The organism is Kineosporia babensis (assembly GCF_021129305.1).
Taxonomy (GTDB): Bacteria; Actinomycetota; Actinomycetes; order Actinomycetales; family Kineosporiaceae; genus Kineosporia; species Kineosporia babensis.
The window spans coordinates 1-26,673 of record NZ_JAJOMB010000043.1 but is presented as its reverse complement, the minus strand read 5'-3'; the positions used below and the strand labels follow the sequence as shown (position 1 = coordinate 26,673).

The window sequence follows — 26,673 nt, the reverse complement described above, 5'->3', positions numbered from 1 at the left end:
CCGGAGCTGAAACGGCAGACGCCGCTGGGCCTTTATCGGCCCAGCGGCTTGGTCATCTGGTTCAGCGACGGGGTTCCCAGCGGAACATCCTCAGCGCCAAGGCGATCGAGACCACGACCCAGGCCAGAGTGGGGGCCATCAGGGTCAGGGCCTCACCGGCCGCGATGCCGCCGTTCCAGGCCTCGGTGAGCAGCTCGGTGGCCGAACCGCCGGGCAGCGCCCGCTTCAGCGCGGTCATTTCCTCGGTCCCGGAGATGCCGACCCAGCTGGCCACGCCGATCACGCCCAGGCTGACCGGCAGCGTGGTGACCTGTGCGTGCTCGGGCGAGTTGGTCAGCCCCGCGGTGGCCAGGCCCAGCCCGACCAGCATGGCGATCATCGACAGCACGGTGACGATCAGCAGCGGGATGTTGCCCGGCTCACCGGTGACCACGCCCAGCACCACCAGGATGACGGCGACCTGGATCAGCGCCAGCAGGACGACCGGTGCGACCAGCCCGGCGATGATCCCCGCGTCGCTCTCGGCGGTGGAGCGCAGGCGCTTGAGGAACAGGTTCTGCCGGCGCGAGGCGATGGTGGTGACGATCGTGGTGTAGAGGCCGAAGGCGCCCACGGTGAAGGTGACCAGGGCGGCGATGTAGCCCAGGCTGGCCAGCTCGGCCCAGGTCTCGTGCTGGCGGATGAACAGGGCGCTGACTGCCGCGGGCATGATCAGGCTGGTCACCAGCACCAGACGGTTACGGAAGATCTGGATCAGCTCGGCGCGAGCGATCGAAAGCATGGCGGTGGTCCCCTTCTCAGGCTTTGTCGATGGAGCGGAAGACGTCGTCCAGGCGGGTCGGGCCGGCCTCGAGCTCGAGCAGGTCCAGGCCGTTGTCGTGGGCCCAGCCGAGCAGCAGGTGCAGGTCCTTCTGCAACTGCTGGGTCTGGACCCGGTACTTGCCCTCGCCGGTCTGCGTGGCCTGCACCGGCAGCCCGGCGACCAGGACCGGCAGCCCGAAGCTGATCACCGCGGGCAGCGTCTGGGTCAGCTCGTGCACCGTGCCCTCGCGGTAGAACGTGCCGCGGTGCATCAGGCCGATCCGGTCGGCCCGCTGCTGGGCCTCTTCCAGGTAGTGCGTGGTCAGCACCACGGTCGAGCCCTGCTCGCGCAGCCGGTCGACCGACTCCCACAGGTCGTCGCGGGACTGGATGTCCAGGCCGGTGGTCGGCTCGTCCAGGAAGACCAGTTCCGGGGTGCCGTACACCGCGGTGGCGAAGTCCAGGCGGCGCTTCTCCCCGCCGGACAGCTGCGAGACCTTGGTGCCGGCCTTGCGGGTCAGGCCGACCACGTCGATCACCCGGTCGGCGTTGTCCTCGCGCCGGGTCAGCGTGCCGATGATCTGCACCGACTCGCGCACCGTCAGATCGGGCGAGAAACCGCTCTCCTGCAACATGATTCCCATCCGCGGCCGGACCGTCTTCCGCTCGCGCGGGTCCTGGCCGAACACCTTCACGGTGCCGGAGGTGGCCTGCCGGTGGCCCTCGATCGTCTCCAGGGTGGAGGTCTTGCCCGCCCCGTTCGTCCCCAGCAGGGCGTAGAGCTCACCGCTGCGGACCTCGAACGAGAGGTCCTTCACCGCGTGGAAGTCGCCGTACTTCAGGTTGAGTTGCCGGACCTCGATGACTGGTGTGGTGGACATGACGTCCATTCCACCGGCGACGAGCAGGACCGGGCAGTGCGACCACGTCACCACCCGGCCATGACAAAGCCACGGGCCGGGTATGACGTGGCGTCACTGGTCGGCGATCGCGCGGTGGCCGATAGTGGGTACTTGGATCACCGACCTGTCACGGAGAGACGTGCCCGAGACCCAGACCACCGAGCGTCCCCGCCGCACCCCGGCCGAGCAGCAGCTGTTCCAGCTGAACATGCAGTCGCTGCCCGCGCTGGCCATCCCGGCCCTGATGTTCCTGGTGATCGACGGCCGCACCTGGGTGAGCGCGCTCGCGTTGACCGTGATGACGGGCGTGGCCCTCTTCACCTTCTACCGCTGGGCCCAGCAGGACATGGGCAAGGTGGCCACCCCGTCCCTGATCTTCCTGGTCATCGCCTTCCCGATCGCCTCCCTGGTACTGGAGGCGCCCAACTCCTACTTCGCCCTCGCGGTGGTGGCCGGTCTGGTCATCCCGCAGATGGACAGCCACCGACGGCTCGCCGCGGTCGCCGTGGTGCTCTACGTCGTCCTGGTCGGCTGCGTCGGGGCGTACACCCACGAGATCGGCGAGCCGGGCAAGTTCTGGCCGGTGTTCATGGTCTACCTGGCCGTGCCCACGCTGGTCACGGCCGGCTACGTGGCGTCCATGTTCCCCAACGAACGGCTGTTCACGATCGTGAGAGAGCTCGAGAAGTCCCGCCGCCGTGAGGCCGAGCTGGCCGTGGCCCGCGAGCGGATCCGTTTCGCCGGCGACCTGCACGACATCCAGGGCCACACCCTGCACGTGGTCAAGCTGAAGACCAAGCTGGCGCAGAAGCTGGTGCACACCGATCCGGCCCGCGCCGAGGCCGAACTGCAGGAGATCCACGCCCTGGTCAGCGACACGATCGCGCAGACCAAGGAGCTGGCCTACGCGCAGCGCCGGCTGAACCTGGCGGTCGAGCTGGAGAACGCCAAGAACCTGATCGAGGCGACCGGGGCCGAGGTGCGGATCACCCGGCAGGCCGAGGTGGACCCGAGCGCCGGTGAGATGCTCGGGCAGGTGCTGCGCGAGACCACCACCAACGTCCTGCGGCACACCCGGGCCCGGACGGTGCGGATCACCCTGTCCGAGCGGAGCATCACGATCGTCAACGACGGGGCCGGGGACGAGTCGCTGCCGCAGCTGCGGGGCCTGGCCACCCTGCACAAGCGGCTCAGCGACGAGGGTGGTGAACTGTCGGTCGAACAGCACGACGGAACATTCACCACTTCGGCAACTTTCGGAGCGAAACGATGACCACCGTGGTCCTGGCCGACGACGAGGCCCTGCTGCGCAAGGCGATGGCCGCGCTGCTGCCGATGGAGGGCGACGTGACCGTGCTGGCCGAGGCCGAGGACGGGCAGGACGCGGTCCGGGCCACCTTGCAGCACCGGCCCGACGTGCTGGTGATCGACCTGGAGATGCCGAACGTCGACGGTCTGGGCGCGGTGACCCAGATCCGGCAGGAGCTGCCCGGCCAGGTGATCCTGATGCTCACCCGGCACGCCCGGCCCGGGGTCCTGCGCAAGGCCCTCAAGCTCGGCGTGCAGGGTTTCGTCAGCAAGTCCGCCGAGCCGGCCCACATCGCCCAGGTGATCGCGGCCCTGCACGGTGGCAAGCGCTGGATCGACCCGGACGTGTCCGCCCTGGCGGTGATCGACGACTGCCCGCTGACCGACCGCGAACTGGACGTGCTGCGGGTGACCAGCGAGGGCTACTCGGTGGCCGACATCGCCCAGCAGCTGCATCTGGCTCAGGGCACGGTGCGCAACTACCTCTCCAGCGCGATGCAGAAGACCCAGACCCAGACCCGCCACGATGCTGCGCGGTATGCCCGAGAGCACGACTGGCTGTAGCTCCGTTCATCGGTACTGCTCGGGCACCGTAAGGTTGAAGCGTTCACACAAGGCCCGGACATCGGCGCTGTCGTCCGCATCCCCTGGATACGCGTCGTGGAACCGAACGGCCCACTCGGGCGAGATACACCGGACGGACCGATCAGCCAAGGTGCCTCGTCCTGCGAGAGATTCGGCAGGATACACAGTGCCTCGGGCAGCCGGGCCCAGAACACCATTGCCCTGCTCGTCGAGCACGATCACGTGGAGATCGACGACGGCGCCATCAGGACGCGCCATCAGGAAGTTCCAGGCCGTCGCACCGTCCTCACCGACCTCGACAAAGGCGGAGCGCCGGAGCCCGTCGACGAAGACACTCAGGTTGCGTTCCTCGATCGCGACATCAAGGTCACCATGCAGGCGCGTCGGTTTGCCCAGCAGGGCGTCGACGCCCCATCCGCCGTCGAGCCACAGGTCAACGCCCACAGCTTCGGCCAAGACCAACACCTCGAGAACAGCGGCCAGCGTCGTCCGGGCCCCCACCGGCGTGCTCGTCATAAACTGAAGTCTGCTCCTGCCGCCTGCCCGCGGCCAGTGAATATGCCTCCAGCGAGGCCGCAAGAGCAGTGTCACCCTCTTCCCCCAGCGAAGAGCCCGTTCCAAGACCTGCCGTTCGGATGATTCTGGCCGAATTCCATCGCACGAGGCGGTGAACCGTCAGACTGGCAAGACTTTTCGGGCTGCTCAGATGCAGACCGATTCAGCGCCGGAGGTCCATGATGCCAAGGTATTCCACGCTTCTGTCGGCTATGGCAGCCGGAACGTTCGGCCTCGCCTTCCTCAGCCTGGCCGCACCGGCCGGCGCTGCCTCCACCAGCGCCGACGACTGCACCATCACCGATATCACCCCACGCCAGGCTGTGATCGGGATCGAGGGCAAGCGGGTGCAGTTCGGCGTGGTGACCGACTGCGACGGCACTCGCGACCTGAAATGGCAGGTCGCCGGCGACTTGTTCCCCGGCTCCCCACACGTATCCTGGTTCGCGGCCTGTACCTACATCTACGCCGGGCCGGCCGTGGTGGACTGCAGCGACCGCGGATCAGCCGTCATCGACCCGATCGCCCATGGCCTGAAGACCGGGAATGCCAACGCGGGCGAGAACACGGTGCACGGATACGTTTTCGACGACGCCAACCACAACGGCTACGACGACGACTCCGGAGCTGCCATCGACACCGACACGGGGACGATCGAGCTGCTGCGCGAGACGATCTGGCGTGACAGCTTCGACGCCTCTCCCGAACCACGACGCAAGGGCCAGCCCCTGCACCTGAACGCCGAGCTGTCCACCGCCAACTGGGACACCGGCCTCTTCGAGAACACTGATGCCACGGTGAAACTACAGTTCCGCAAGGCCGGCCAGACGAAATACCGCACCGTGGGCAGCCTCCACGCCACCAACGGGATCATCGACGAGACCATCAAGGCCAAGACCAGCGGCTACTACCGGCTGAGCTACGCCGGAACCGAGACCACCGCCCCCAGCGTCTCGAACGTGGACTATGTGAAGGTCCTGCCGAGGAAGTAGCTCAGGTCGTGCGCGGGGTCAGCTGGACCGTCAGCACCACGCCGCTGGTGCTCAACCTGCTGCTGCCCACACCGCGCGGCGTACCAGTGTCAGCGGTCGGCGCGAAAAAGTACGTCTTCCCGGCCTTCAGGGCGGGGACGACGAACTGCACAGAGGACGAGTCCGTGGCAGTACTCGGGGCCAGCGGCCAAGGTACTGAGGGACGTGTGGTCAGGTCGTGGGCGTCCGCTCGGGTGCCCGCGCTCAAGTCGAGCGTGAACGGACCGCGGCCCTTGGTGCGGTAGCGGAAGGTGATCGTGACCAGCGCGTCGTACGCTGCTGCGTCCGTCGGTACCGTGACCGGAAACGGATCGACTTTCCCGTACATACCCACCCCGTCCATCGGACCGGTCTCCACATCAGCCGTTGGGCCGTGCGCGTAGGTCCGGGTGGTCTGCTGTACGGACGCGAGTGCGGTGGTAGAGGTGCGATTTCCGCTCGCGGCGAGTGCGGCTCCGCCGGCCCCCAGGCTCAGGCAGCAGACCAGCACGACGGCGCCCCATGCTCGAGGCCCTCGGGAAGGGCCCGGCCGGTGCTTCGTGTTCACGTCTTCTCCCCCGCTCGACTTCACAGCGTTCGGCATCGGGGAGCTGGACTTGAGGAACGTCGAGACGTGAATATCCCTGCCCGGTTTCGCCTTCAGGGATGTCGGGCAGCAGTCAGGCGGGTTGTTCCTGCAGGAAGGCCGCCAGGCTGGCCAGTTCGGGGATCTCCTGGGCCTTGTCCAGCGATTCTTTCAGCACGCGGTCGTGCGTGGGCCGAGCCTGGGCGAGGAGTTCCTGTCCGGCTGCGGCGAGTTCGGTGTAGATGCCGCGCCGGTCGTCCACGCACAGGAATCGGGCCAGCAGCCCGCGTTCCTCCAGGCGGGCGACCAGGCGGGTGGTGGCGCTGCTGGACAGCGCGGCGGCCCGGGACAGCTGCTGCATGCGCATGTGCAGCTCGCCGTCCTGGCGGCTCAGGGCGTCCAGCACCGTGTACTCGACCACCGACAGATGATGGGCCGCCTGCAGCTCCTTCTCCAGAGCCGTCTCGATCAGAGCGTGCAGCGCCGCCATGCGTCGCCATCCGTGCGCACGTACCTCCACTGCGTCGTTGCTGAAGCTCATGTCCGGTCCTTTGGCTGTCGGGTCGCGGCCAGTGTACCTGCCTTGCGCCGATAGAACGCGTCTGCAACTATCTCCGAGTACTTGCACACGCAAATACCAGCGTGTGCGACTGTTGCATACACAAAAGGGGCATTCTCGGTCGATGTCCCCTCGTTCGAAGGAAGCTCATGACCCACAAGCTTTTCGAGCCCATCACGCTGCGCGGCGTTCAGGTCCGCAACCGGATCTGGGTACCGCCGATGTGCCAGTACGTGGTGGAAAAGCATGACGGTGTCGCCAACAGCTGGCACATGGCCCACCTCGGCGCGCTGGCCCAGGGCGGCGCCGGAGCGATCATCGTCGAGGCCACCGGAGTCGTCCCCGAAGGCCGGATCTCACCGCGCGATCTCGGCCTCTGGAACGACGCCCAGGCCGAGGCGCTGGCCCCGATCGTCGCCTTCCTGCGCTCGCAGGGCGCGGTCGCCGGGATCCAGCTCGCCCACGCCGGCCGGAAGGCGAGTGTGCACCCCGAAGGTTCCCCGCTCGACGGCCAGAGCATCCCGATCGAGGAGGGCGGCTGGGAAACCGTTGGCCCCTCAGCCATCTCCTTCGAAGGCCTGCGCGCGCCCCGCGAGCTCGACCAGGCCGGGATCGACGCCGTGGTGGCAGCCTTCGCGGCCTCCGCCCGGCGGGCGGTCGAGGCCGGATTCGAGCTGCTGGAGATCCACGGCGCCCACGGCTACCTGCTGCACGAGTTCCTGTCCCCGCTGAGCAACCAGCGCACCGATTCCTACGGCGGCTCCCTGGAGAACCGGGCCCGGCTCCTGCTCCAGGTCGTCGACGCGGTCCGCGCCCAGATCAGCGAGGAACTACCGCTCCTGGTCCGCCTCTCGGCAACCGACTGGACCGAAGGTGGCGTCACCATCGACGAGACCGTCCAGGTCGCCGAGTGGCTGCGGGAGCGCGGCGTCGACCTGATCGACGTCTCGACCGGCGGCAACGTCCTCGCACCGATCCCGTCCGGCCCCGGCTACCAGGTCCGGTTCGCCACGGCCACCCGCGAGCGCGCCGGCATCCCCACCGGCGCGGTCGGCCACATCACCAACCCGGCCCAGGCTGAGCAGATCCTGGTGACCGAGCAGGCCGACATCGTGTTCGTCGGCCGGGAAATGTTGCGAGACCCGCGCTTCCCAATCCGGGCCGCCCAGGCCGTCCGCTACCCGACCCCGCCTGTCCCCCTGCCCTACCTGCGCGCCCACCGGTAGTCAGCGACGTCGGTGGAGCGTCGATCCCGGTGCGGGCCGAATGGTGCCGTCTGACAAGCTGCCCGAATGCTTCGCACCGCCCTTGCCCGGATGTGGCTCGCCGTCGGCCTCGGGCTGGCAGTTCAGCTGACCATCGCCGCAGTCGCCTGGTCGCGGGTGCCCGACGAGTTACGGGTGCACCGCTACCGGCGTCGCGGCCGCGACACCACCAGCTGGGAAGAGCGGGGCGAGGCGCTGTTGTTCATGCCGGTCGTGCTGTTCGGCCTGGCTGTGCTCATCACGGCGCTGGTGCTGCTGTTCCGAAGGAACATCCACAAGTACTTCGTCGTGGACCGGCTGCCGGTGATGTTCCTGTGGGTCGCCGGCATCTGGACCGTCCTTCAGATCCTGACGGTCATGGACGCGCTCTGAGCCGTCCACTCTCAGGTCGGTGACCTCCCGCGAACCCGACTGGGTGTAGGGCTATTCGGCGATCCAGTTCTGCCGGCCGGCATCCGCGTCGCACTCGGCCAGGACGAGTGCGGTGTCCTGCGCCGCGATGCCGGCCTTCGGGTCCTGGGTGAGGCACAGGCCGCTGCTCAGGTGCACCAGCGGGCTGGGCCCGGCCGTGATGTCGTTGGAGAACAGCTGGTTGTCCGAGGTGCTCGGGTCGCAGGCGAAGGTGAGCACCGCAGTGCCGGCGGGAACCGTTCCGTAGTCGGGAAGATCAAGGCACAGGCCGCTCTTCACGTTCTTGATCGCGAAGTGGTTGCCCCGGTGCAGCATCTGGAACATCTGGTTGTCGGTGTCACCGGCCTGACAGTCGTACTGGGCGACCTTCGCGCCGCTGTCGACGCTGCCGTAGTACGGGAGGTCGATGCACAGGTTCGAGGTGACGCTGCGGATCAGATAGGACTTCCCGGGCTTGCCCACCGGGTCCGGCACCTTGCTGTCCGGCTTCTCCGGATCCGGCGACTCGGCCTGCGTGGTCGTAGGCACCTTCTTGGGTGAGTCATCGGTGTGCTCGGCCGGGGCGGGCTCGGTCTGCGGCGGTTCGGGGGCCTCGACCGGCTCGGTGGTGGCGTCCGGGCTCGCCGGCAGCTGGACGGGTTGCGGACCAGCGGCCGCCAGTCGCAGGCTCGGCTCCGCGCTGTCGCTGGGCCACAGCAGCAACCCCACGGCCATCACCGCCACGGACGCGCTGGCCACCGCGGTCACGGCCACCAGCTTGGCGGTCGCGAACCGCCCGGTCCGTTCGGACGGCACGGGCGGGGGACCTTCGTGGGGAGCAGGCACGTACGTGGCCCTTCGTCAGTCGATGACCATGATCGAAGGCCGAAGGTAGGCCATTGCCTGCAAATCGGGCAATTACGGCTCTGATGATGCTCAATTCAGTTGGCGCACCGTGCGCTCGTCGGTCAGTGTGCCGGACATCCGCCCGCGCACGTGGTCGGCCAGGCGGGTACTCAGGGCCACGATGGTCAGGGTCGGGTTCACGTAGCCCAGGCTGGTCGGGAACACCGAACTGCCCGCCACGTAGAGGTTGTCGATGCCGTGCACCTTGCTGTTGGTGTCCACCACGCCGAACTGGGGGTCCTCGTGCATCCGGGTGCCGCCCATCGGGTGATGCATGCCGCCGAAGCGGGGCTTGAGCGGGCCGTCGAAGCGCATCCAGGGGTCGAAGCGGCCCAGCCCGCCCTTCTCGATCGCCACGCCGAAGTGCGCCATGCTCCGCAGCAGGTTACGCTGATCGCTCTCGGACCAGCGCAGGTTCAGGTGCAGCCGGCGGCGGCCCAGGGCGTCGCGCTGAGCGCCCAGGCTGAGCCGGTTCTCGCGGTCAGGGGACTGCTCGGCCGCGATGTGCACGTGCAGCGTGGAGTACTGCGAGCGATCCACCTCGGGCCGGGCCCAGCCGCCGCGGAACCACTGGTAGGCGTCCGGCGACTCGTGCCAGTTGGCCGGCGTGGAGCGGTCGAAAGTGCGCAGCACGGCGGCGGCTTCGCTGGGGTTTGACAGCAGGGTGCGGGCCTTCTGCAGCGGTTGCGAGACCGGGCGGCCGTGCAGCAGCGGTTTGAGCGAGCGCAGGGCCCGCTCGGCGGTGGAGTTGAAGCCGGGCCGGCGCGGGATCACCACCGCGCCGATGTTCAGCAGCTCTTCCTGGCGCTTGAACTCCTGGTCGAAGGTGAGCACACCGTTGACCATCTGGCCGTCCACGTAGTGCAGGTCGTACAGGCCCAGGCGGTTCAGCACCTCGGGCGATGAGGGCTGGATCGCCCCCAGGCGCAGCTCGGGGTGGTCGGTGACCCAGCAGCCGACGTTGTCGTGCCGGTTGCCCGGGCCGCCCGGCCGGAACGGCAGCGACGAGAGCAGCACCTGGCTGTTCTCCACCCCGCCGCCGGCCAGCACGAACATCTCGGCGTTGACGTAGAACGTGGTGCCGTCGGCCCGGACCACCTCGGCGCGGCGGATGCGGGTGCCGTCCACTCCCCCGTCGAGGGCGGCGACGGTGCAGCCGACCATGACGCTGACGTTGTCGGCGGCGGCCAGCTGGTCGCGGGCCCGCAGGGTGAAGCTGTCGGCGGGGGCGTACTGGGCCATGCGGGTGCCGAGCCGGCCGAGGGTCAACGGCTGGGTCGAGTCGGTGACATACGTCTGAGGGTCGTCGTCCACCCGGGTCCCGGCCCAGGTGCGGTGGGCCCGGTCGTAGTAGGGGCCGAGCTCGTTCAGCCCGATCGGCCAGCCGCTGCCCTCCTGCCACGTCCTGGGCTCGAAGTCGACCGGTTCACCGGTGAGCGTGCGCGCGTAGACCCGGGTCTTGCCCGGCCAGGTGACGTGCACCCAGTCGTTGGCGGTGCCGCCGAACTGCCGGCGCCGGGCCCCGGCCATCGCGTGCGGCTCGTAGAACGGCGACTCCAGGTGGCTGCCGGCCAGTTCCTGCGCGGCCTCGTCGGGTTCGTACTTCCCGCTCTCCAGGACCAGGACCTCGAACGACGATCCGATGAGCTCGCGAGCGACGGTGAGTCCCGCCGGGCCCGCGCCGATCACACACACATCGGTGTGCACCTCTGGGCTGCTGGACACGGTGGTCTCACTCCTACGACGTCATCAGGGGGTGTCAGGGGATGACGACGGTACCAATGAGACAGCTGTTAGCGGAACGAAAATGTCTCTGCCGCAACCGGCTTCACCGGACAACCCTCCAGCGACGTCAGACTGACGGAGGTTTCACGTGCCTGGCGAGGCCGGATACCTGCCTGACGCTAGGTAAGAGATTTCCCGGCGGGCACCTTGCGTTACTTCAGGCATACTCACGGTGAGCAATGGAGGATCGAAACCTCGCGCTACGGAAGACCTTTGCAGGGAGAACGGCGCTGAATCCCTGACGTGGGCGGAGGAACTACGGCTGCAGCATGAATTCATGGGCACCCCGTAGACGAACGGCGAGTCGGGCCTGCGTGGCAGTGCAGTCCAGCCGTACATCCGCCGGTCCACCCACCCCGGAATCGGCCCGCAGGCCGGTCGGCAGCGCCGTTTCGTCCAAGCCGTCGCGGCGGGCGATCAGCACGCCGAGTTCGTGGCGGCTGATCGCCTCGGCCCCCGCGACGTGATGAATGCCCGCCGCCGATTCCGAGCGGGCGAGTTCCAGCAGCGCGGCCGCCAGATCGGCGACGTGTACCGGGGACTTGATGTCGTCGGTGAAGAGCACACCGGGCTTGGCCCCGGAAGCGATTGCGTGAACGAACTTCTCGGTCGGTGAGTCGCCGTTACCGACGATCAGCGACGTGCGGACGATCGCCGCGGCGGGGTGGAGGCCGGCCACCGCGACCTCGGCGGCGGCCTTCGCAGCACCGTACATGTGCACCGGATCAGGGCGGGCTGTTTCGTCGTAACTCGTTGCTGCGCCGGAGAACAGGGCGTCGCTGGAGACATGCACGAACCGGCAGCCAACGGACGCGGTGGCCGCCGCTACATGCATCGCACCTTCGGCAGTGGTCGCCCAATCGGATTGCCGGTAGGCCGCATTCACCACCGCCTCGGGCCTCAGGCGGGTCACGAGCTCGGCCACGTCCGGCCGCCGGGTGATGTCCAGCCGGTGCGCGTCCACGCCCGGCGGCGGAGTCGAGAAGTAGCTCGCGCTCACCTCGTCGCCGGCCACCACGGCCTGCCGCACGACCTCGCGCCCGAGATACCCACTGCCACCGATCACCAGAAGCCGCATGCCCCCAGCCTAGAGTTGGAATAGGTATTCACCGATGGCCTACTATGCGGCCGTGACCAGCACTCCTCGCCCGGACCTGTCCCCGCCAGGTCGGGACATCGAGCCCGAGCAGCTGCGCCTCCTGGTGCGCGTGGCCCGGCTCTACCACGAGCAGGGGGTGCGCCAGCCGCAGATCGCCGCGGATCTGCACATCTCCCAGCCCCGGGTCTCCCGGCTGCTGAAGCAGGCCACCCGCCTGGGCATCGTGCACACCGTCGTCACCGTCCCGACCGGGGTCCACGCCGACATCGAAGAACAGCTCAAGAGCCGCTACGGCCTGCGCGACGCGGTGGTCGCCGAGGTCCCCGTGGGCGACGAGGACCGGCTGATGACGGTGCTGGCCGGGGCGGCCGCCGCCTACCTGGACGCTACCCTGCACGGCGGTGACGACATCGGCCTGTCCGCCTGGAGCGCCAGCCTGCTGGCCACCGTCGAGGCGATGCGGCCCAAGCGCCCGGCCGTGGCCAACAACGTCTGCCAGGTACTCGGCGGCATCGGCGACCCGACCGCCCAGATGCGCGCCACCCGCCTGCTCACCCGCTTCGCCGAGGTCACCGGCGGCCAGCCGCTGTTCATGCCCACCCCCGGCCTGGTCGGCAGCCCGCACCTGCGCGAGGCCCTCACCCAGGACTCCTCGGTCGCGCAGATCGTCAGCACCTGGCAGAGCCTCACCCTGCTGCTGGTCGGGATCGGCGCCCTGTCGCCCTCGCCGCTGCTACGTAGCAGCGGCAACGCGATCACCGAGGAAGACCAGCAGGAACTGCGCGAGCACAACGCCGTCGGTGACGTCTGCCTGCGCTACTTCGACGCCGACGGCCACCTCGTACCCTCCCGCTTCGACCAGCGCGTCGTCGGCATCACCCCGGAGGCGATGATGCGGGTCGAGCGCCGCCTCGGCGTGGCCGGCGGGCCGGACAAGCACGCTGCGATCCGGGCCGCACTGGTCGGCGGCTGGGTCAACATCCTGATCACCGACCTCGACACCGCCGGCGCCCTGCTCGCTTAGCAACGTCTGGCTTCTGCCTACCCGGGCCGGCCGACCTCGTTGCCCAGCACGTGGGCGCGCGCCGCCTCCGCAGACAACCGGGACCTCAGCGGGGCTCGGGCCGGATCCGCCGCAACCAGTTCTCGGACTCGATCACGTGCCCCGCTGCCGCCAGGCTCGCCGCCGCCGGATCACGGTTCTGGATCGCCGTCGCGATCGCCCGGTGCCCCGCGTTGCTCCCGGTGCGCACCTGATCGGCGGCCGGCCCTTCCAGAATGCGGAAATGCCCGCCCCGCGAACGGAACAGCCGCACCAGCCCGGTCAGCGTGGCATTTCCCCCGGCCCCGCAGAACGCCTGATGGAACTGCGAATCCAGCTCGGCGTAGCGCACGCCGTCGGTGGTCTCCTCCATCTCGTCGCACAGGGCCAGCAACTGACGCACGGTGGTGGGAGCGGCGTTCGCGGCGGCGGTGGCCGCGGCGTGAGCCTCCATCAGCCGGCGAATCTCCAGTACCTCCAGCAGCCCGTCCAGCGGCAGCAGGTCCACCAGGAGCGAGAAGCTGCGCAGGATCACCGCGGGCTCCAGTGACGACACGTGAGTACCCGAGCCGTGCCGGGTCTCCAGCACCCCCAGCGCACACAACGCTCGCACCGCCTCGCGCAACGAGCTACGCGAAACTCCCAGCTGGGCGGCCAGTTCGCCCTCCGGCGGGCACTTCTGCCCGGGGAGCAGCTCCCCGTCGGCGATCTTCTGCTGCAGCCGTTCCATGGCGGACTCGACCGCACTCACAGCTTCTCCTTCCGCTGGGCGATTGCTCGGACCATTGTCCGACAACTACCCCCAGGATGGACAGGCACTGTCGGATACGGCCAGGTTTCCAGCGCAATTCATCGGACAGCTTTTGGGAATCGTCCGTTGTCTCCCGATCCATCCCGGGTTAGTGTTCCTGCCACTCACCGAGTCCCGAGCACCAGCCCTTCATCCGAAGGAGTTGCCTGTGTCCCTGACGCACCGCCCGGCTCCACCCGCCCTGCTCACCGCCGAGGGCCGTCCGGCGATCGCCGACTGGTCCCTCACCCCGCACCGGATCCACCTGAATCACGGCTCGTTCGGCGCAGTTCCGCGGGCCGCCCAGGCCGTGTTGCAGAACCTGCGCGATCAGATGGAGGCCAACCCGTGCGCCTGGTTCATGCCCCTGCCGCAGCGGGTCAAGGCCGCCCGCACCCAGGTCGCCGCCTTCCTCGGGGTGGCCGCCGAGGAAACCGCCTTCGTCCCTAATGCCAGCGCCGGCGTCAGTACCGTCCTCAACACCGTTGTCCGAGAACCAGGCTCGCGAGTCCTGACCACCAGCCATGCGTACGGTGCGGTGCGCGAGGCCTGCGCCCGGGCCGCGAAACGGGTGAACGGTCACCTGGACATCGCCGAGCTACCGCTGGGCGCCGCGGCCGAAACCGTCGTGAGCGCCCTCGAGAACTCCCTCACCGAGCAGACCGCGCTGATCGTGATCGACCAGGTGACCTCCGCCTCGGCCCGGCTCTTCCCGGTCGGGCAGATCGTCCGCCTGGCCGCTCAGCGCAACATTCCGGTCCTGATCGACGGCGCCCACGCCACCGCCGTCATCGAGCGACCGGTACCCGAGGGCGACGTCTTCTGGGTCGGCAACCTGCACAAGTTCGGCTGCGCACCCCGCGGAACCGCCGTGCTCGTCGCCCGCGGTGCGCAGGCCCCGCAGCTCACCCCGCTGATCGATTCCTGGGGCTTTCCCTACCCGTACCCGGACAACTTCGACCACGTCGGAACCCAGGACAACGTGTCCTGGCTGGCCGCGCCCGTCGCGCTGGACTTCATCGAGCAGAACTACGGCTGGAACACCTTCCGGCGTCATGCCCAGGAGCTGTGCGACTACGGCGAGGACGTCATCACCGGCGCCTTCGAGGCGGCCACGGGTGAGAACGTCCGGGTCGACGTGGGCCTGCCGGTCGGCCCGATGCGGCTGCTCGCCCTGCCCAGCGGCCTGGCCGAGACCCACGAGGACTCGCACCTGGTCCGGGCTTTCATCGCCGACGAGTTCTCGTTCGAGACGGCGATCACCTCATTGGACGGCCGGGGCTACCTGCGCCTGTCCGCCCACCTCTACAACACTGCCGGCGACTACGAGACCTTCGCCGAGAAGGTCGTCCCCGCGTTGGTGCGGTTCGCCCGTAACCGGGCCTGACGCGTCCTCAAGCGATCCCTGGAGGCATCATGCGCAACAAACTCCGCTTCACCGCGGCCGCCGCCACGGCGACCGCCCTGGTCCTGTCCGGCTGCGGCTCCAGCGGCGGATCCGGCGACGGCACCACCATCACCATGGTCGAGACCCTCACCAATCCCGGCCGGACCCAGGTGATCCGGCAACTGATCAGCGATTTCGAGAAGGCCCACCCGGACATCGAGGTCGAGCTGATCTCACCGCCGACCAACCAGGCCGACCAGAAACTGCAGCAGATGCTCCAGTCCGGCCGGGGCGTGGACGTCTTCGAGGCCAAGGACACGAAAGTCGGCCCGTACGCGGCGAACGGCTGGGTCTACGACATGACCAGCGATCTGGAGAGCTGGGACGGCTGGGACGAACTCACCGAGAACGCGGTGACGTACTCCAAGCAGGACGGCAAGACCAACTACATTCCCTACGGATTCTACGGCCTTTCGCTCTTCTACCGCACCGACCGGGTGCAGGAGGCCGGGTTCAGCGGACCGCCGGCCAGCTGGCCCGATCTGCTGGAACAGGCCCAGGCCCTGAACAAACCGGACGAGAACCAGTTCGGCTACGCGTTCCGGGGCGGCACCAACGCCCAGGGCAACGCGGTCGCGGTGATCGAGGCCTACCTGGCCGAGGACGTCGACACCGAGAATGCCTTCCTGCTCAAGAGCGGTGGGACGATCTTCGCCGACCCCCGGGCGAAACAGGCAATGGACGACTACTTCCAGCTTTTCGCCAAGGGCTCACCTCCCTCGTCGGTCGCCTGGGGATACCCCGAGATGGTCCAGGGGTTCTCCGGTGGATCCACCGCGTTCCTGCTGCAGGACCCGGAAGTGATCGCCACCGTGCGTGGTTCGGATGCCATCACCGAAGAACAGTGGTCGGTCGCGCCGATGCCGGTCGGGCCCTCCGGCAAGGCGATCCAGCCCATCGCCTCGGCCGGCTGGGGCATCGCCGAATCCAGCGAGCAGAAGCCGGAGGCGATCGAGCTGATCAAGTTCCTCAGCTCCGGTGACGCCGCCACCACCTTCGACAAGGAGAACAGCCTCGTCCCGATCCTGAGAACCGCTCAGGAGGACGAGTTCTACAGCACCGGCCCGTGGGCCGCCTACGTCGAGATGACCAACGCGCCCGAGACCTACATCAACGCCGTCCAGCCGCGCGGCGTGGCCTGGTGGACGGAGTGGGAGCAGAAGGCCGACAGCGACATCCAGCGGGTTCTGGTCGGCGACCTGAACACCGCGGACATGCTCGCCGGCTGGGACGAGTACTGGACCACGAAACTTGCGGAGAACAAATGATGACGGGCGCCACCGCGGCGACCACCCCGTCTCACATTTCGCCGCCACCCCAGCGAAAACGCCGCTTCAACGCCCGCACCACCCTGACCATCTTCGGATTCTTCGCCCCGGCCGTGCTCTTCGTGGCTGTGTTCACGTACTACCCGATGCTGCGCGGCAGCCAGATGGCCTTCCGCAACTGGAATCTCACCAACCTGTCGGACACCTCCTGGGTGGGTCTGCAGAACTTCCGTGATCTGGCCGCCACCCCAGAGTTCGGCACGATCGTCCGCAACACGCTGATCTGGGTGTTCGGCTCGCTCACCCCGCAGGTGCTGATCGGCCTGGCCATCGCCCTGCTGCTGAAGCGCCGGTTCCGCGGCCGGGGCATCTACCAGGCGTTCCTGTTCTTCCCCTGGGCGGTTTCGGGATTCCTGATCGGCATGCTGTTCCGCTGGATGTTCAACTCCGAGTTCGGCGTGATCAACGACCTGCTGGGCAAGGCCGGCCTGATCGAGCGCCCGATCCCCTGGCTGGCCGATCCGGCCTGGGCGATGGCCGCGGTGGTGATCGCCAACATCTGGTACGGCGTCACGTTCTTCGCGATCATGATTCTGGCCGCGCTGCAGTCGGTCCCGGACGAGCTCTACGAGGCCGCCGCGCTCGACGGCGCCGGCCGGATCCGCTCGTTCTGGTCCATCACGCTGCCCAGCATCGCGGTCACGCTGGCGCTGGCGATCCTGCTGCGGATCGTCTGGATCTTCAACTTCCCCGACATCATCTTCGCGATGACCGGCGGCGGCCCGGCCAACCAGACCCACACCATCAACACGTACATGATCAAGGTGACCCAGGACGGCAACTACGGCCTGGCCTCCGCCCTCGGCCTGATCGTCATGGTCACGCTGCTGCTGTTCTCCGCCTTCTACCTGATGGCCCTGCGCCGCACCCGCCGGGAGCCGGTATGAGCTTACGTGAACGCCTGGGCCGCTTCGGTTTTCTGGGCCTGTGCCTGCTGGTCACGATCTTTCCGCTGTACTGGATCCTGAGCACGTCGCTGAAGGCGCCCGGCTCGATCTACCAGACGCCGCTGCGGTACTGGCCCGAGCAGCTGTCGTTCGAGAACTACACCAACCTGTTCAGCGGCTCGGACTTCGGCCAGTACTTCATGAACAGCGTTCTCGTCTCGACCGTCTCGGCGCTGGTGGCCACGCTGATCTCGCTGCTGTCCGGCTACGTGCTGGCCCGCTTCGAGTTCCCGGGCCGGGGCGCGGTGCTCGCCGCGTTCCTGGTCACCCAGATGGTGCCGGGCTTCATCGCGCTGGGGCCGCTGTACCTGATGATGACCGACCTGGGTCTGGTCGACACCAGGACCGGGCTGGTGCTGATCTACATCGCGATCTGCATCCCGTTCGGCGCGATCATGCTGCGCGGCTTCTTCGAGAACGTGCCGGACGAGCTGGAGGAGGCGGCGATGATCGACGGCTGCTCCCGGCTGGGGGCGCTGTTCCGGGTGATCGTGCCGGTGATGCTGCCCGGGATCGCCGCCACCTTCACCTTCAACTTCGTGAACTGCTGGAACGAGCTGTTCCTGTCGGTCACGCTGATGAACAGCGACTCGAACAAGACCATCCCGACCGCCCTGGCCGGGTTCATCTCCAGCTACGACATCGACTGGGGCACGATGTCCGCCGCGGCCGTGCTCACCGTGCTGCCCACGCTGGTGCTGTTCGGCCTGGCCAGCCGCTACGTGGTGCAGGGCCTGACCGCGGGCGCGGTGAAGGGGTGATCACTTCAGCTCGATGACCGGGGGCGGGGCCAGGTTCGACTCGGCCTGGGCCACCTCGGCCAGCGCCTGACGGAACGCCTCCACCGCACGATGCGTCGCCCGTCCGGATCGCACGGCGGTGAACAGCGTGCGGTGGGGGTTCCCGGGTAGTTGCACCAGTTGCAGCCCTTCCAGCACCGAGCCCATCAGGCCGGGCAGGAATGCGACCGCATGCCCCTGCCGTACCAAATGCACGTGCAGCGACGGGTCCGGGCTCTCGAACCGCACGCGTGGCTCGAACCCGGCCTCCCGGCAGGTGATGTCGGCCCAGCGGCGCGCGGTGGAGTTCGGCGGGTCCAGCGCCCAGGGCAGATCGGCAAGATCGGAAAGCACCGACGGACGCCGGCTCAGCGGTCCCTGCCGCGGCAGGGCCAGCAGCATCGCGTCCTGGGTGAACACCGACCGGTCGACCCCGGCCCGCACCGGTTCCGGCACTCCCGGGTGTTCTTCGCCCATGATCAGGTCGAACTCGTGGGCCAGCAGCCCGTCGTAGGCCGGGGCGACCTCGCGCTGGGTGATCTCCACCTCCAGCCGGGGATGGATCTCGGCCAGCACGCTCAGCGCCACCGGGGCCAGGCTCAGCACCACGCTCTGGAACGAGGCCACCCGCAACGTGCCCCGGATCTGCGGTTGCGCCACCGACAGCTCGGCCTCGGCCAGCTCCAGCTGGGTCAGGATCACCTCGGTGTGCTGCACCAGCATCAGCGCCTGATCGGTCAGCCGGACCCGTCGCCCGGCCTTCTCCAGCAGGACGACGCCCGCCTCCCGTTCCAGCTGGGACAGTTGCTGGGAAATGGCGGACGGGGTGTAGTTCAGGACCCGGGCAACCTCCGCGAGCGTGCCAGAACGGTTGAGTTCGTGCAGGATTCGCAATCGGGACAGATTGAGCACCGCGGACCATCCATCAGCTGAGCTAACGTTTTAGGGTGACTAACGTTCACTAGACTAAACGAAGCGGGCGGGCCGATGCTGGCTGCATGCCCGCCGTCGCTCCTCGTGGTTCCAACCCGGCCGTGATCCTGGTTCTCGGCTCCTGCATCTCGCTGCAGTTCGGGGCCGCCTTCGCCGCCCAGCTGTTCCCGATGCTCGGCAGCTGGGGCACCACCACGCTCCGGCTGGGCATTGCCGCGCTGGTGCTGCTGGCCATCGCCCGGCCTGCGGTGCGCGGCTGGAACTGGGACCAGTGGCGGGCCACTTTCGCCCTGGGCCTGTCCCTGGCCGGCATGAACGGCTTCTTCTACGCCGCGATCGAGCGCATCCCGCTGGGCGCCGCCGTCGCCATCGAGTTCCTCGGCCCGCTCGCCCTGGCTGCTGTCCTCACCCGCAAGGGGCGCGACCTGATCTGGGTGGGCCTGGCTCTGGCCGGTATGGGCGTTCTGGCGCTGGAAACCTTCACCACTTCGGCGACTCTCGACCCGCTGGGCGTGTTCTTCGCCCTCGTCGCCGCCGTGTTCTGGGCCTTGTACATCCAGACCGGCTCGCGCGTCGGGATTCTCGTGCCGGGTACCGGCGGGCTGGCCGTGGCCCTTCTGGTTGCGACGCTGACCGTGGCCCCGCTCGGTGCGGCCGGAGCTTCCGCCGTGATCGAGGCCCCGCACCTGCTGCTGATCGGCCTCGGGACCGCCCTGCTGGCCTCGGTGATCCCGTACACGCTGGAACTGGCTGCCATGCGGCGGGTTCCGCGCAACGTCTTCGGCATCCTGCTCAGCCTCGAGCCGGTTGCGGCCACTGCGGTGGGCTGGCTGCTGCTGCATCAGCACGCCGGGCCGATGCGCCTGGCCTCGGTGGCTCTGGTGGTCGCCGCCAGCGTGGGCTCCAGCCTCTACGCTTCGGCCGTCTCAGCCGATCAGGACCAGGACCAGCGTGAGAGCCGCCGGGACGAGCTGGCCCACAGCTGACTTCAGGTACTTGCGGCCGGTGCTGATCAGCACCAGGCCGGCCCAGGTCATGCAGCCCGCGCCGAACACCACCAGGGTCTTGCCCACGATCAGCGCATCCCCCTCGGCCTGCAGCAGGACCAGGCCGACGGCGACGCCGATGGCCAGGGCCAGGTTGTAGAAGCCCTGGTTGTAGGCCATCGGCCGGATCGTCTCGGCGTCGGCCGAGCTGGCGATGTTGAACCGGCCGTACACGGCCGGGCGCGTCCACAGGATGCTCTCCAGCACGAAGGCCATCACGTGGAAGAGCACTGCCAGGACGCCGAAGACCGTTGCCGCGATGAGCACTGATTCGCCTCTCGTTCTGAAGCTTTTTCTGAACCGATCGGTCCGATTCGATACTCTGGACCGATCGGTTCGGAATGTCAACGCGAGAGGGGCTGCTGTTCGTGGCGCGAAGCAAGGAGTTCGACGACCTCACCGCGGTGACGGCCGCCCGGGACGTGTTCTGGGAGCGCGGGTACGCCTCCACCTCGCTCAGCCAACTGCAGAGCGCCACCGGGCTGAGCAAGTCCAGCCTGTACGAGACCTACGGCAGCAAGCGAGGCCTGTTCGCCCGCGCTGCCTCGAACTACTTGGACACCGTGGTCGGCCCCCGCCTGGCGCCGGTCGAGGCCGCCGGGGCCGGGCCGGCTGAACTGGCCGGGTACTTCACCGGCCTGGCTGAGTTCTTCGACCGGGCTCCTTCGCAGATCGCCCGGCGCGGATGCCTGCTGCTCAACACCGCCATGGACCTGAACGACCTGGACGAAGAGGCCGCCACCCTGGTCCGGAACTACCGTGCGCGGGTGCAGGCAGCCTTTCTCGGGGTGTGCCGCGGACGGGTTCCGGATGCCGAAGCCGAGATCCTCACCGCCGCCCAGATCGGCCTGATGGTCACGTCCCGCCTGGACCCGGCGCTGGCCTGTTCGCTGGCCCGGTCCCTTGCCGCACGAGTCTCGGCCTGGCCCGCAGATGAGGCTCCCCCGGCGTCTTAACCTTCTCCGGCGTCGCAGATCTGTGTGACCTGGGACTGGGTGCGCCTGATCCAGCCCGCCACCTCGGTCACGCCCTTCCACCGGCCGTTGGCGTCCCGCTTCACGTACGCACGCACCAGTTCGTCCCTGACCTCGGTGGCAGCCCGACGCCGGGCCTGCGCCGTGAGCAACTGGGACGTGACGTCGAAGTACCGGTCCTGCGCGTCCGCGAGACTTGCCGGTTCAGGGATGCCGCGCTCTGCAGCCAGCGCTCTGAGCCCACGATCGTCCATGGTTTTCAGCTCTGCCGCCGAAGCCAGCGCCTCGGTCCGGGCCGCGAAGAACTCGTCCGGCTGCCAGTGTCCCGCCTTCTGCAGACCCTGCCGCGCCTTGGGGTCGAAACAGGTCAGCTGCCAGGCGACGTCAGCCCGTTCGGCCCGTAGCCGAGTTGCTGTCCTTTCCAGTTCGTCCAGCAGGCCCGCCACCAGCTTCAGCTGGGCCTGCTGCTCTTTGATCCCGGTTTGCTGCCCCTGCGTTCCTGCCCGTTCCTTTTGCGGTTGCGGCGGGACTGGGGTCCGGGACACCTCACCTCTGACCCAGACCTCTTCCCTCGTCGCGATCACCTCCGCGTCCGGGATCCGCAGCCCTGACCGCGTCTTCTTCGCCGGGGCGGGGGCCGATGGCACGGGAAGCCCGGCCAACGCGGCCCGATACTCCGGGAGCAGTTCCCGCCCCTGCTTGCGCCGCTTGGAGATCGACTGCCGCGAAGCACCCAGCAACCCGGCCACCGTCTCGACGCCCCAGCCCGCATCGTCGATCAGTACCGCGACGTACGCGCTCAGCAGCGCGGACTTCGACCGATCGCCCTGAAGCTGCTTCAGCTGATCCGCCACCACCGCTGCGACTGCCGTCTCCTCCACCCGGGTGAGCTTAGAGCCTGTCCTGGCTCCCGCCCGGATGATGTTTCGGTGTTGTAAAAAGCACAGGTGGGGAGCATGTGGTTCGACCTCGCTCCGCCTCTAGGGTGGGACGCTCACCCCGAAAGTCCGGCGGAACGGCCACGGCCGTTCACGACCTGTTGTGTAAGGAGGCCGCGGTGTCCGTCCTGGACGAGAAGCTGCAGAACGAGTTCGACAAGGTGCTGCGGCGCAACCCCGGTGAAGGCGAGTTCCATCAGGCGGTGCACGAGGTCCTCGACTCGCTCGGGCCGGTCGTCGCCAAGCATCCCGAGTACGCCGAGGCCGCGATCATCTCGCGGCTGTGCGAGCCTGAGCGGCAGATCATCTTCCGGGTGCCCTGGGTCGACGACTCCGGCCAGGTCCAGATCAACCGCGGCTTCCGCGTCGAGTTCAACTCCGCGCTCGGCCCCTACAAGGGTGGCCTGCGCTTCCACCCGACGGTCTACCTCGGCATCGTGAAGTTCCTCGGGTTCGAGCAGATCTTCAAGAACGCCCTCACCGGACTGCCGATCGGCGGCGGCAAGGGCGGCTCCGACTTCGACCCCAAGGGACGCTCGAACGCGGAGGTCATGCGGTTCTGCCAATCGTTCATGACCGAGCTGTACCGCCACATCGGCGAGCACACCGACGTCCCCGCCGGTGACATCGGCGTCGGCGGCCGGGAGATCGGCTACCTGTTCGGCCAGTACAAGCGGATCACCAACCGCTACGAGTCCGGCGTCCTGACCGGCAAGGGCCTGACCTGGGGCGGTTCTCAGGTGCGGACCGAGGCGACCGGCTACGGCGCGGTCTTCTTCGTGGACGAGATCCTGCGCAGCCGCGGAGACAGCCTGGACGGCAAACGCGTGGTGGTCTCCGGCTCCGGCAACGTCGCGGTCTACGCCATCGAGAAGCTCCAGCAGCTGGGTGCGATCGTGGTCGCCTGCTCCGACTCCGGCGGCTACGTGGTCGACGACGCCGGCATCGACCTGGCGCTGCTCAAGGACGTCAAGGAGACCCGGCGCGAGCGGATCTCGACCTACGCCGCCGAGCGGGACGGGGCGACGTACGTGGAGCGTGGCTCGGTGTGGGACGTGCCCTGCGCCATCGCCATCCCGGCGGCAACGCAGAACGAACTCCACGGTGCCGACGCCAAGACGCTGATCGCCAACGGCTGTCAGGTCGTGGCCGAGGGCGCGAACATGCCCTGCACCCCCGAGGCCGTGCGCGCGTTCACCGAGGTCGGCGTCGCCTTCGCCCCGGGCAAGGCGGCCAACGCCGGCGGTGTGGCCACCAGCGCGCTGGAGATGCAGCAGAACGCATCGCGGGACTCGTGGTCCTTCGCGCACACCGAGGAACGTCTCGCCGAGATCATGCGCAACATCCACGATCGCTGCCTGACCACCGCCGACGAGTACGGCAAGCCGGGCAACTACCTGGCCGGCGCCAACATCGCGGGCTTCACCCAGGTCGCCGACGGCATGCTCGCCCTGGGCGTCATCTAGGTTTCAGCTGAAGAAGGGCCGGCCGGGCTTCAAACTGGCCGGCCCTTCTTGACTCTCAGGTGCACAGACATTTGACCCTCCTGCGCGGGAGCCGGAATGCTTCCGCCTGCTCAAACCGCGCTCAAACCCGACGGACCGCCACTCTGCCTGATCGGGCTCAACGAAACCATCACCGCTGGAAGTTTTCCCGCGTGAGCAATGATCTCTCCCTTCAGATCGACCGGCCTCGTCGCAGCTTTGACGCAAGCTCGAGCGGGCTAACCAGGTTCTTCTCCACCGGCCAGCAGGATCTCCCCGATCGCCGACAGCAGTTCCGGATCCAGGTCCAGGGCCTGCAGGCGCAGCAGCCGAGCGCCCGAAGAAGACCCGGCGCCGATCACCTCCATCACTCGCGCCTTCAGCTGATAGTCGATCTGCGCGCGGTCCAGCAGCCGGAAAGTCAGCCCCGCCACATCGTTACCCCGTAACCGGGGAGTCGGGCCCAACTCCACACGGAGCTGGGCCGTGACCGGCACCTCGTCCACCGTGACGCTGCACCGCGTCTCCCTCTGCTCGACCCGGGCCGGTACGGGATCGCCGTTCACGAACGCGGTCGGACCGGACCTGGTGTTCAACCCTGGGAAGGTAAGGGTCCAGCGTCTGTAAGCAGGCACCCCAGCCACCCCGGAGGCCGGCCCGACCACCAGGCTGCCGCTCTCCTGGTCGTAAAGGATCGGGGTGGCGACCGGCGTCCCACTCGTCTGGCCGTCGTCCTCCACCAAGTCGAGATCGCCGTCCGCACCCACGATCACGAGCACTTCGAGGTGATCCGGATTGACGGGATCGTTCTGCGGCACCTCGGCCCCGTCCAACGGCACGATCGCACCGCTCGTGGCCAGCACGGGGATGCTGGTGAGGTCGCGGTGCAGGTAGATCTCCCGATCGCCGTCGTAGACCCGGTCGGTCAGGATGTCCACCCAGCGGCCCGCCGGCAGCCAGGCCTTGACCTTCGCCAGGCCGAGCTCGCGGTGGGCCGGATCGGTGATGGCTGCCACCAGGAGCTGACTGCCGAACTGGTACTGGTTGGGCACCTGATAGGCCTCGCGCGCCTTCGGAAAGCCGTAGTACATCGGCAGAACCAGCGGCAGGCCGTCTGCCGCGGCCCGGTGGTTCATGGTGTGCAAGTAGGGCACGAGCCGGTGCCGCAGACGCAGGAACGACGTCATCACGTCCTGGAACTGCCGCGGGAACGTCCACGGCTCCTTGGTGATGAACGGGTTGTTGCCCGAGTGCAGCCGCAGGATCGGTGAGAAGGCGCCGAACTGCAGCCAGCGCGTGGCCAACTCGTCGTCCCGAGCGCCGAAGAAGTGCCCGCCGATGTCGTGACTCCACCAGCCGTAACCGATGTTGGCGGCGGTCGCGGTGAAGTACGGCTGGAAGGCCAGGGCCTCCCACGAGATCACCGTGTCTCCGGAAAAGCCCACGGGGTAACGGTGATTACCCGGCCCGGCGTAGCGGGAGAAGGTCAGGCCGCGCTGCTCGTCCCGGGCATTGTCCAGGTAGCGGAAGTGGTTCAGCATCCACAACGGGTCGATGCCGGCGATCCGTGAGTAGGGGCCGGACTGCCAGTCCAGCCACCAGAAGTCCACGCCCTGCTTCTCCAGGTCACCGTGCAGCACCTCGAGGTATGCGCCCATGAACGCGCGATCGGTGACGTCAAACGCGATCGGCTCCCCGGGCTTACGATCGAGAGCCGCAACCATCGCCGGGTAGGCATCCTCGAACGGACGCACGCCGTCCGCCGGGTGCACGTTCAGGGTGACCCGCAGGCCACGCTGGTGCAGCTCGCTCAGGAACCCTTCCGGATCGGGGAAGAACTCGCGGTTCCAGCTGTACCCGGTCCAGCCGCTGCCGTGCTCGGGGTCGATCTCGACCAGGTGCCAGTCCATGTCGAGGACGCTGACCGAGAACGGAATGCCCTCATGCCGGAACCGGTCCATCAGCTCGAGGTAGGTCTCGCTGGTGTAGCGGAAGTACCGGCTCCACCAGTTGCCCAAGGCGTAGCGAGGCAGCACGGGTACCGGGCCCGAGACGGCGTAGAAGGCTTTGAGTGCCTCGGCGTAGTCGTGCCCGTAGGCAAAGACATAGAGATCCGTGCGCGGAACGTTGTCGGCCGACACCCAGCCGTCGTCCTCGAACAGGAACGAACCCGAGTCGTCGATCACCGCGAAGCCGTTGCGGGAGACCACGCCCGGCTCCAGCGGGATCGGGCCGTTCGTGTCATCAAGGGTGCGGGCGGTCCCGCCCAGGCCGGCCTCGTCCTGCCCGAACCGCCAGATGGAGTGGTAGCTGCTGACCCCGCCCAGCACCGCAACGCTCAGCCCGCTTGTGGTGAACGGGCCCCGGTCGTAGGTGAGGCGCAGCCGGGAGGTCACGACCTCCAGGTGAGTCTCGGTCTCCAGCACGCGGAAGTCCGGCACGGGCTGAAGCCGGTTCACCGCGAAGGTCGAGGCCCGATCCTCGAAGACGCCGTGCTCGGAGTACTCCAGACGGACCAGCCCGTCGAGAAGGATCGTGATGCGGTAACGCGCGCCGGTGATGACCGCCGCTGGATCGGCCACCGGACGTGCGGGCATCTGCCTGGGAAACGTCATTGATTCGTGATCCCCTTCTCGACGGCTGGGGCCCGTCATCAGGTCCGGTGCGAGCCGCACGCTACTTTCCGCGCCAGGTCTTTGACAATGGGTGGTCCACGGCGCGGCTGCAGGTTGCCTGATCACCTCGGGCGCGGGCGCTGCACACGAGGTGCAGTGGCACCTGAATCAGTCGTCGAACTCGATCCCGGCGTTCTTCGCTTCGGTGATCAGAGCCAGCAATGTGTCTGGCGCGTTGGCTACGCGCGCCATCGCCTCGCCGAGGGTCGCCAGGGCTTCGCGATCGGTGCCGTAAGCGCAGTACATGCCGGCTTCCGAGTCGGAGTTCACTCGGCCCTTGACCTCGGGCACCTGGTTGCGGATGACCCACTCAGCCACACCGTCCCAGAAGTAGCCGTTGGGTTCGTGACCTGATCGGCTCACTGCTTCATCGGTGGGGAGGCCGCCGGTGCTCATGATGAGGGAGTACTTGCCGGGGGTGGTTTCGAGTAGCTTGAGCGGTTTCATGGCCAAGATCCTGCCAGAGACCACCGACAGTCTTGGTTTTGGCCAAAATGCAGAAGGGGCGGCCCGCGCCGGCCAAGCTTTTCAAGCTCGGC

The 26,673-nt window shown here is 68.0% G+C and carries 27 protein-coding genes; 13 read left to right on the top strand and 14 right to left on the bottom strand.

Going from position 1 to position 26,673, the window contains the following annotated elements; translation table 11 throughout:
- Positions 1–61: 61 nt before the first annotated feature.
- On the bottom strand, positions 62–781 hold the full coding sequence (locus tag LR394_RS40195) for an ABC transporter permease (RefSeq protein ID WP_231449986.1): 720 nt from the start codon (positions 779–781) through the stop codon (positions 62–64).
- Positions 782–797: 16 nt separating this feature from the next.
- A complete protein-coding gene (locus LR394_RS40190; RefSeq protein ID WP_231449985.1) occupies positions 798–1,682 on the bottom strand; it encodes an ABC transporter ATP-binding protein in 885 nt (294 codons plus the stop codon).
- A 160-nt stretch (positions 1,683–1,842) separates the two neighbouring features.
- Here LR394_RS40190 and LR394_RS43525 point away from each other — a divergent pair, with 160 nt between their 5' ends.
- Together LR394_RS43525 and LR394_RS40180 are read left to right on the top strand one after the other, a co-directional pair.
- The gene (locus LR394_RS43525; protein WP_231449984.1) at positions 1,843–2,976 is read left to right on the top strand and encodes a sensor histidine kinase; all 1,134 of its coding nucleotides are present in this window, start codon (positions 1,843–1,845) and stop codon (positions 2,974–2,976) included.
- Positions 2,973–3,575, top strand: coding sequence for a response regulator transcription factor (locus LR394_RS40180; RefSeq protein ID WP_231449983.1), 603 nt, complete (start codon positions 2,973–2,975; stop codon positions 3,573–3,575). The genes LR394_RS43525 and LR394_RS40180 overlap by 4 nt, the downstream gene beginning before the upstream one ends.
- A gap of 6 nt (positions 3,576–3,581) precedes the next feature.
- Here LR394_RS40180 and LR394_RS40175 read toward each other — a convergent pair whose 3' ends face one another.
- Entirely contained in the window at positions 3,582–4,112 is a 531-nt protein-coding gene (locus LR394_RS40175) for a nucleotidyltransferase domain-containing protein (protein WP_231449982.1), read from the bottom strand.
- 251 nt (positions 4,113–4,363) lie between these two features.
- Here LR394_RS40175 and LR394_RS40170 point away from each other — a divergent pair, with 251 nt between their 5' ends.
- Entirely contained in the window at positions 4,364–5,143 is a 780-nt protein-coding gene (locus tag LR394_RS40170) for a hypothetical protein (protein WP_231449981.1), read from the top strand.
- A 1-nt stretch (position 5,144) separates the two neighbouring features.
- Here LR394_RS40170 and LR394_RS40165 read toward each other — a convergent pair whose 3' ends face one another.
- Positions 5,145–5,729 (bottom strand): hypothetical protein, encoded by a 585-nt coding sequence (locus tag LR394_RS40165; protein WP_231449980.1) that lies wholly within the window; start codon positions 5,727–5,729, stop codon positions 5,145–5,147.
- Positions 5,730–5,841: 112 nt separating this feature from the next.
- On the bottom strand, positions 5,842–6,288 hold the full coding sequence (locus tag LR394_RS40160) for a MarR family winged helix-turn-helix transcriptional regulator (protein WP_231449979.1): 447 nt from the start codon (positions 6,286–6,288) through the stop codon (positions 5,842–5,844).
- A gap of 167 nt (positions 6,289–6,455) precedes the next feature.
- Here LR394_RS40160 and LR394_RS40155 point away from each other — a divergent pair, with 167 nt between their 5' ends.
- The gene (locus LR394_RS40155; protein ID WP_231449978.1) at positions 6,456–7,532 is read left to right on the top strand and encodes an NADH:flavin oxidoreductase/NADH oxidase; all 1,077 of its coding nucleotides are present in this window, start codon (positions 6,456–6,458) and stop codon (positions 7,530–7,532) included.
- Positions 7,533–7,598: 66 nt separating this feature from the next.
- Complete coding sequence (locus LR394_RS40150) at positions 7,599–7,943, top strand: hypothetical protein (protein ID WP_231449977.1); 345 nt, start codon at positions 7,599–7,601, stop codon at positions 7,941–7,943.
- Positions 7,944–7,994: 51 nt separating this feature from the next.
- Here the strand turns inward: LR394_RS40150 and LR394_RS40145 are convergent, their stop codons facing one another.
- From LR394_RS40145 to LR394_RS40135, 3 genes are all read right to left on the bottom strand, one after another.
- Positions 7,995–8,777 carry an RICIN domain-containing protein gene (locus LR394_RS40145; RefSeq protein WP_231449976.1) on the bottom strand — a complete coding sequence of 261 codons (783 nt, stop codon included), beginning with the start codon at positions 8,775–8,777 and terminating at the stop codon, positions 7,995–7,997.
- Positions 8,778–8,897: 120 nt separating this feature from the next.
- Positions 8,898–10,592, bottom strand: coding sequence for a GMC oxidoreductase (locus tag LR394_RS43520; RefSeq protein ID WP_231449975.1), 1,695 nt, complete (start codon positions 10,590–10,592; stop codon positions 8,898–8,900).
- Positions 10,593–10,908: 316 nt separating this feature from the next.
- On the bottom strand, positions 10,909–11,730 hold the full coding sequence (locus LR394_RS40135) for an SDR family oxidoreductase (RefSeq protein WP_231449974.1): 822 nt from the start codon (positions 11,728–11,730) through the stop codon (positions 10,909–10,911).
- Between the two features lie 52 nt (positions 11,731–11,782).
- Here LR394_RS40135 and LR394_RS40130 point away from each other — a divergent pair, with 52 nt between their 5' ends.
- Complete coding sequence (locus LR394_RS40130) at positions 11,783–12,775, top strand: sugar-binding transcriptional regulator (RefSeq protein ID WP_231449973.1); 993 nt, start codon at positions 11,783–11,785, stop codon at positions 12,773–12,775.
- Positions 12,776–12,860: 85 nt separating this feature from the next.
- Here the strand turns inward: LR394_RS40130 and LR394_RS40125 are convergent, their stop codons facing one another.
- On the bottom strand, positions 12,861–13,544 hold the full coding sequence (locus tag LR394_RS40125; RefSeq protein ID WP_231449972.1) for a FadR/GntR family transcriptional regulator: 684 nt from the start codon (positions 13,542–13,544) through the stop codon (positions 12,861–12,863).
- Positions 13,545–13,752: 208 nt separating this feature from the next.
- Between LR394_RS40125 and LR394_RS40120 the strand changes: the two genes are divergently transcribed.
- Genes LR394_RS40120 through LR394_RS40105 form a run of 4 tightly spaced genes read left to right on the top strand, consistent with a single transcriptional unit; the run spans position 13,753 to position 18,066 of the window.
- Positions 13,753–14,970: an aminotransferase class V-fold PLP-dependent enzyme gene (locus tag LR394_RS40120; RefSeq protein WP_231449971.1), complete on the top strand. Its 1,218-nt coding sequence runs from the start codon at positions 13,753–13,755 to the stop codon at positions 14,968–14,970.
- 29 nt (positions 14,971–14,999) lie between these two features.
- Positions 15,000–16,298 carry an ABC transporter substrate-binding protein gene (locus tag LR394_RS40115; protein ID WP_231449970.1) on the top strand — a complete coding sequence of 433 codons (1,299 nt, stop codon included), beginning with the start codon at positions 15,000–15,002 and terminating at the stop codon, positions 16,296–16,298.
- A complete protein-coding gene (locus LR394_RS40110) occupies positions 16,298–17,245 on the top strand; it encodes a carbohydrate ABC transporter permease (RefSeq protein WP_231449969.1) in 948 nt (315 codons plus the stop codon). Before LR394_RS40115 ends, LR394_RS40110 begins: the two co-directional genes overlap by 1 nt.
- Positions 17,242–18,066, top strand: a complete 825-nt coding sequence (locus tag LR394_RS40105) for a carbohydrate ABC transporter permease (protein WP_231449968.1) — start codon at positions 17,242–17,244, stop codon at positions 18,064–18,066. Before LR394_RS40110 ends, LR394_RS40105 begins: the two co-directional genes overlap by 4 nt.
- Here the strand turns inward: LR394_RS40105 and LR394_RS40100 are convergent, their stop codons facing one another.
- Positions 18,067–18,996, bottom strand: a complete 930-nt coding sequence (locus LR394_RS40100) for a LysR family transcriptional regulator (protein ID WP_231449967.1) — start codon at positions 18,994–18,996, stop codon at positions 18,067–18,069. It abuts the gene before it with no gap.
- Between the two features lie 86 nt (positions 18,997–19,082).
- On the opposite strand from LR394_RS40100, the gene LR394_RS40095 reads away from it, so the two are divergent.
- The gene (locus LR394_RS40095; protein WP_231449966.1) at positions 19,083–20,003 is read left to right on the top strand and encodes an EamA family transporter; all 921 of its coding nucleotides are present in this window, start codon (positions 19,083–19,085) and stop codon (positions 20,001–20,003) included.
- Here LR394_RS40095 and LR394_RS40090 read toward each other — a convergent pair.
- Entirely contained in the window at positions 19,944–20,330 is a 387-nt protein-coding gene (locus LR394_RS40090; RefSeq protein ID WP_231449965.1) for a DUF1304 domain-containing protein, read from the bottom strand. The genes LR394_RS40095 and LR394_RS40090 overlap by 60 nt on opposite strands.
- Positions 20,331–20,404: 74 nt before the next feature.
- Here LR394_RS40090 and LR394_RS40085 point away from each other — a divergent pair, with 74 nt between their 5' ends.
- Entirely contained in the window at positions 20,405–21,019 is a 615-nt protein-coding gene (locus LR394_RS40085; protein WP_231449964.1) for a TetR/AcrR family transcriptional regulator, read from the top strand.
- Here the strand turns inward: LR394_RS40085 and LR394_RS40080 are convergent.
- Positions 21,016–21,918, bottom strand: a complete 903-nt coding sequence (locus LR394_RS40080; protein ID WP_231449963.1) for a hypothetical protein — start codon at positions 21,916–21,918, stop codon at positions 21,016–21,018. The two genes, LR394_RS40085 and LR394_RS40080, sit on opposite strands and share 4 nt — an antisense overlap.
- A 176-nt stretch (positions 21,919–22,094) precedes the next feature.
- Between LR394_RS40080 and gdhA the strand changes: the two genes are divergently transcribed.
- Positions 22,095–23,441 carry an NADP-specific glutamate dehydrogenase gene (gdhA, locus tag LR394_RS40075; RefSeq protein WP_231449962.1) on the top strand — a complete coding sequence of 449 codons (1,347 nt, stop codon included), beginning with the start codon at positions 22,095–22,097 and terminating at the stop codon, positions 23,439–23,441.
- Positions 23,442–23,698: 257 nt separating this feature from the next.
- Here the strand turns inward: gdhA and LR394_RS40070 are convergent, their stop codons facing one another.
- Together LR394_RS40070 and LR394_RS40065 are read right to left on the bottom strand one after the other, a co-directional pair.
- Positions 23,699–26,074: a TIM-barrel domain-containing protein gene (locus LR394_RS40070; protein ID WP_231449961.1), complete on the bottom strand. Its 2,376-nt coding sequence runs from the start codon at positions 26,072–26,074 to the stop codon at positions 23,699–23,701.
- Between the two features lie 168 nt (positions 26,075–26,242).
- Positions 26,243–26,581 (bottom strand): Imm51 family immunity protein, encoded by a 339-nt coding sequence (locus LR394_RS40065; RefSeq protein ID WP_231449960.1) that lies wholly within the window; start codon positions 26,579–26,581, stop codon positions 26,243–26,245.
- Between the last annotated feature and the right edge of the window lie 92 nt (positions 26,582–26,673).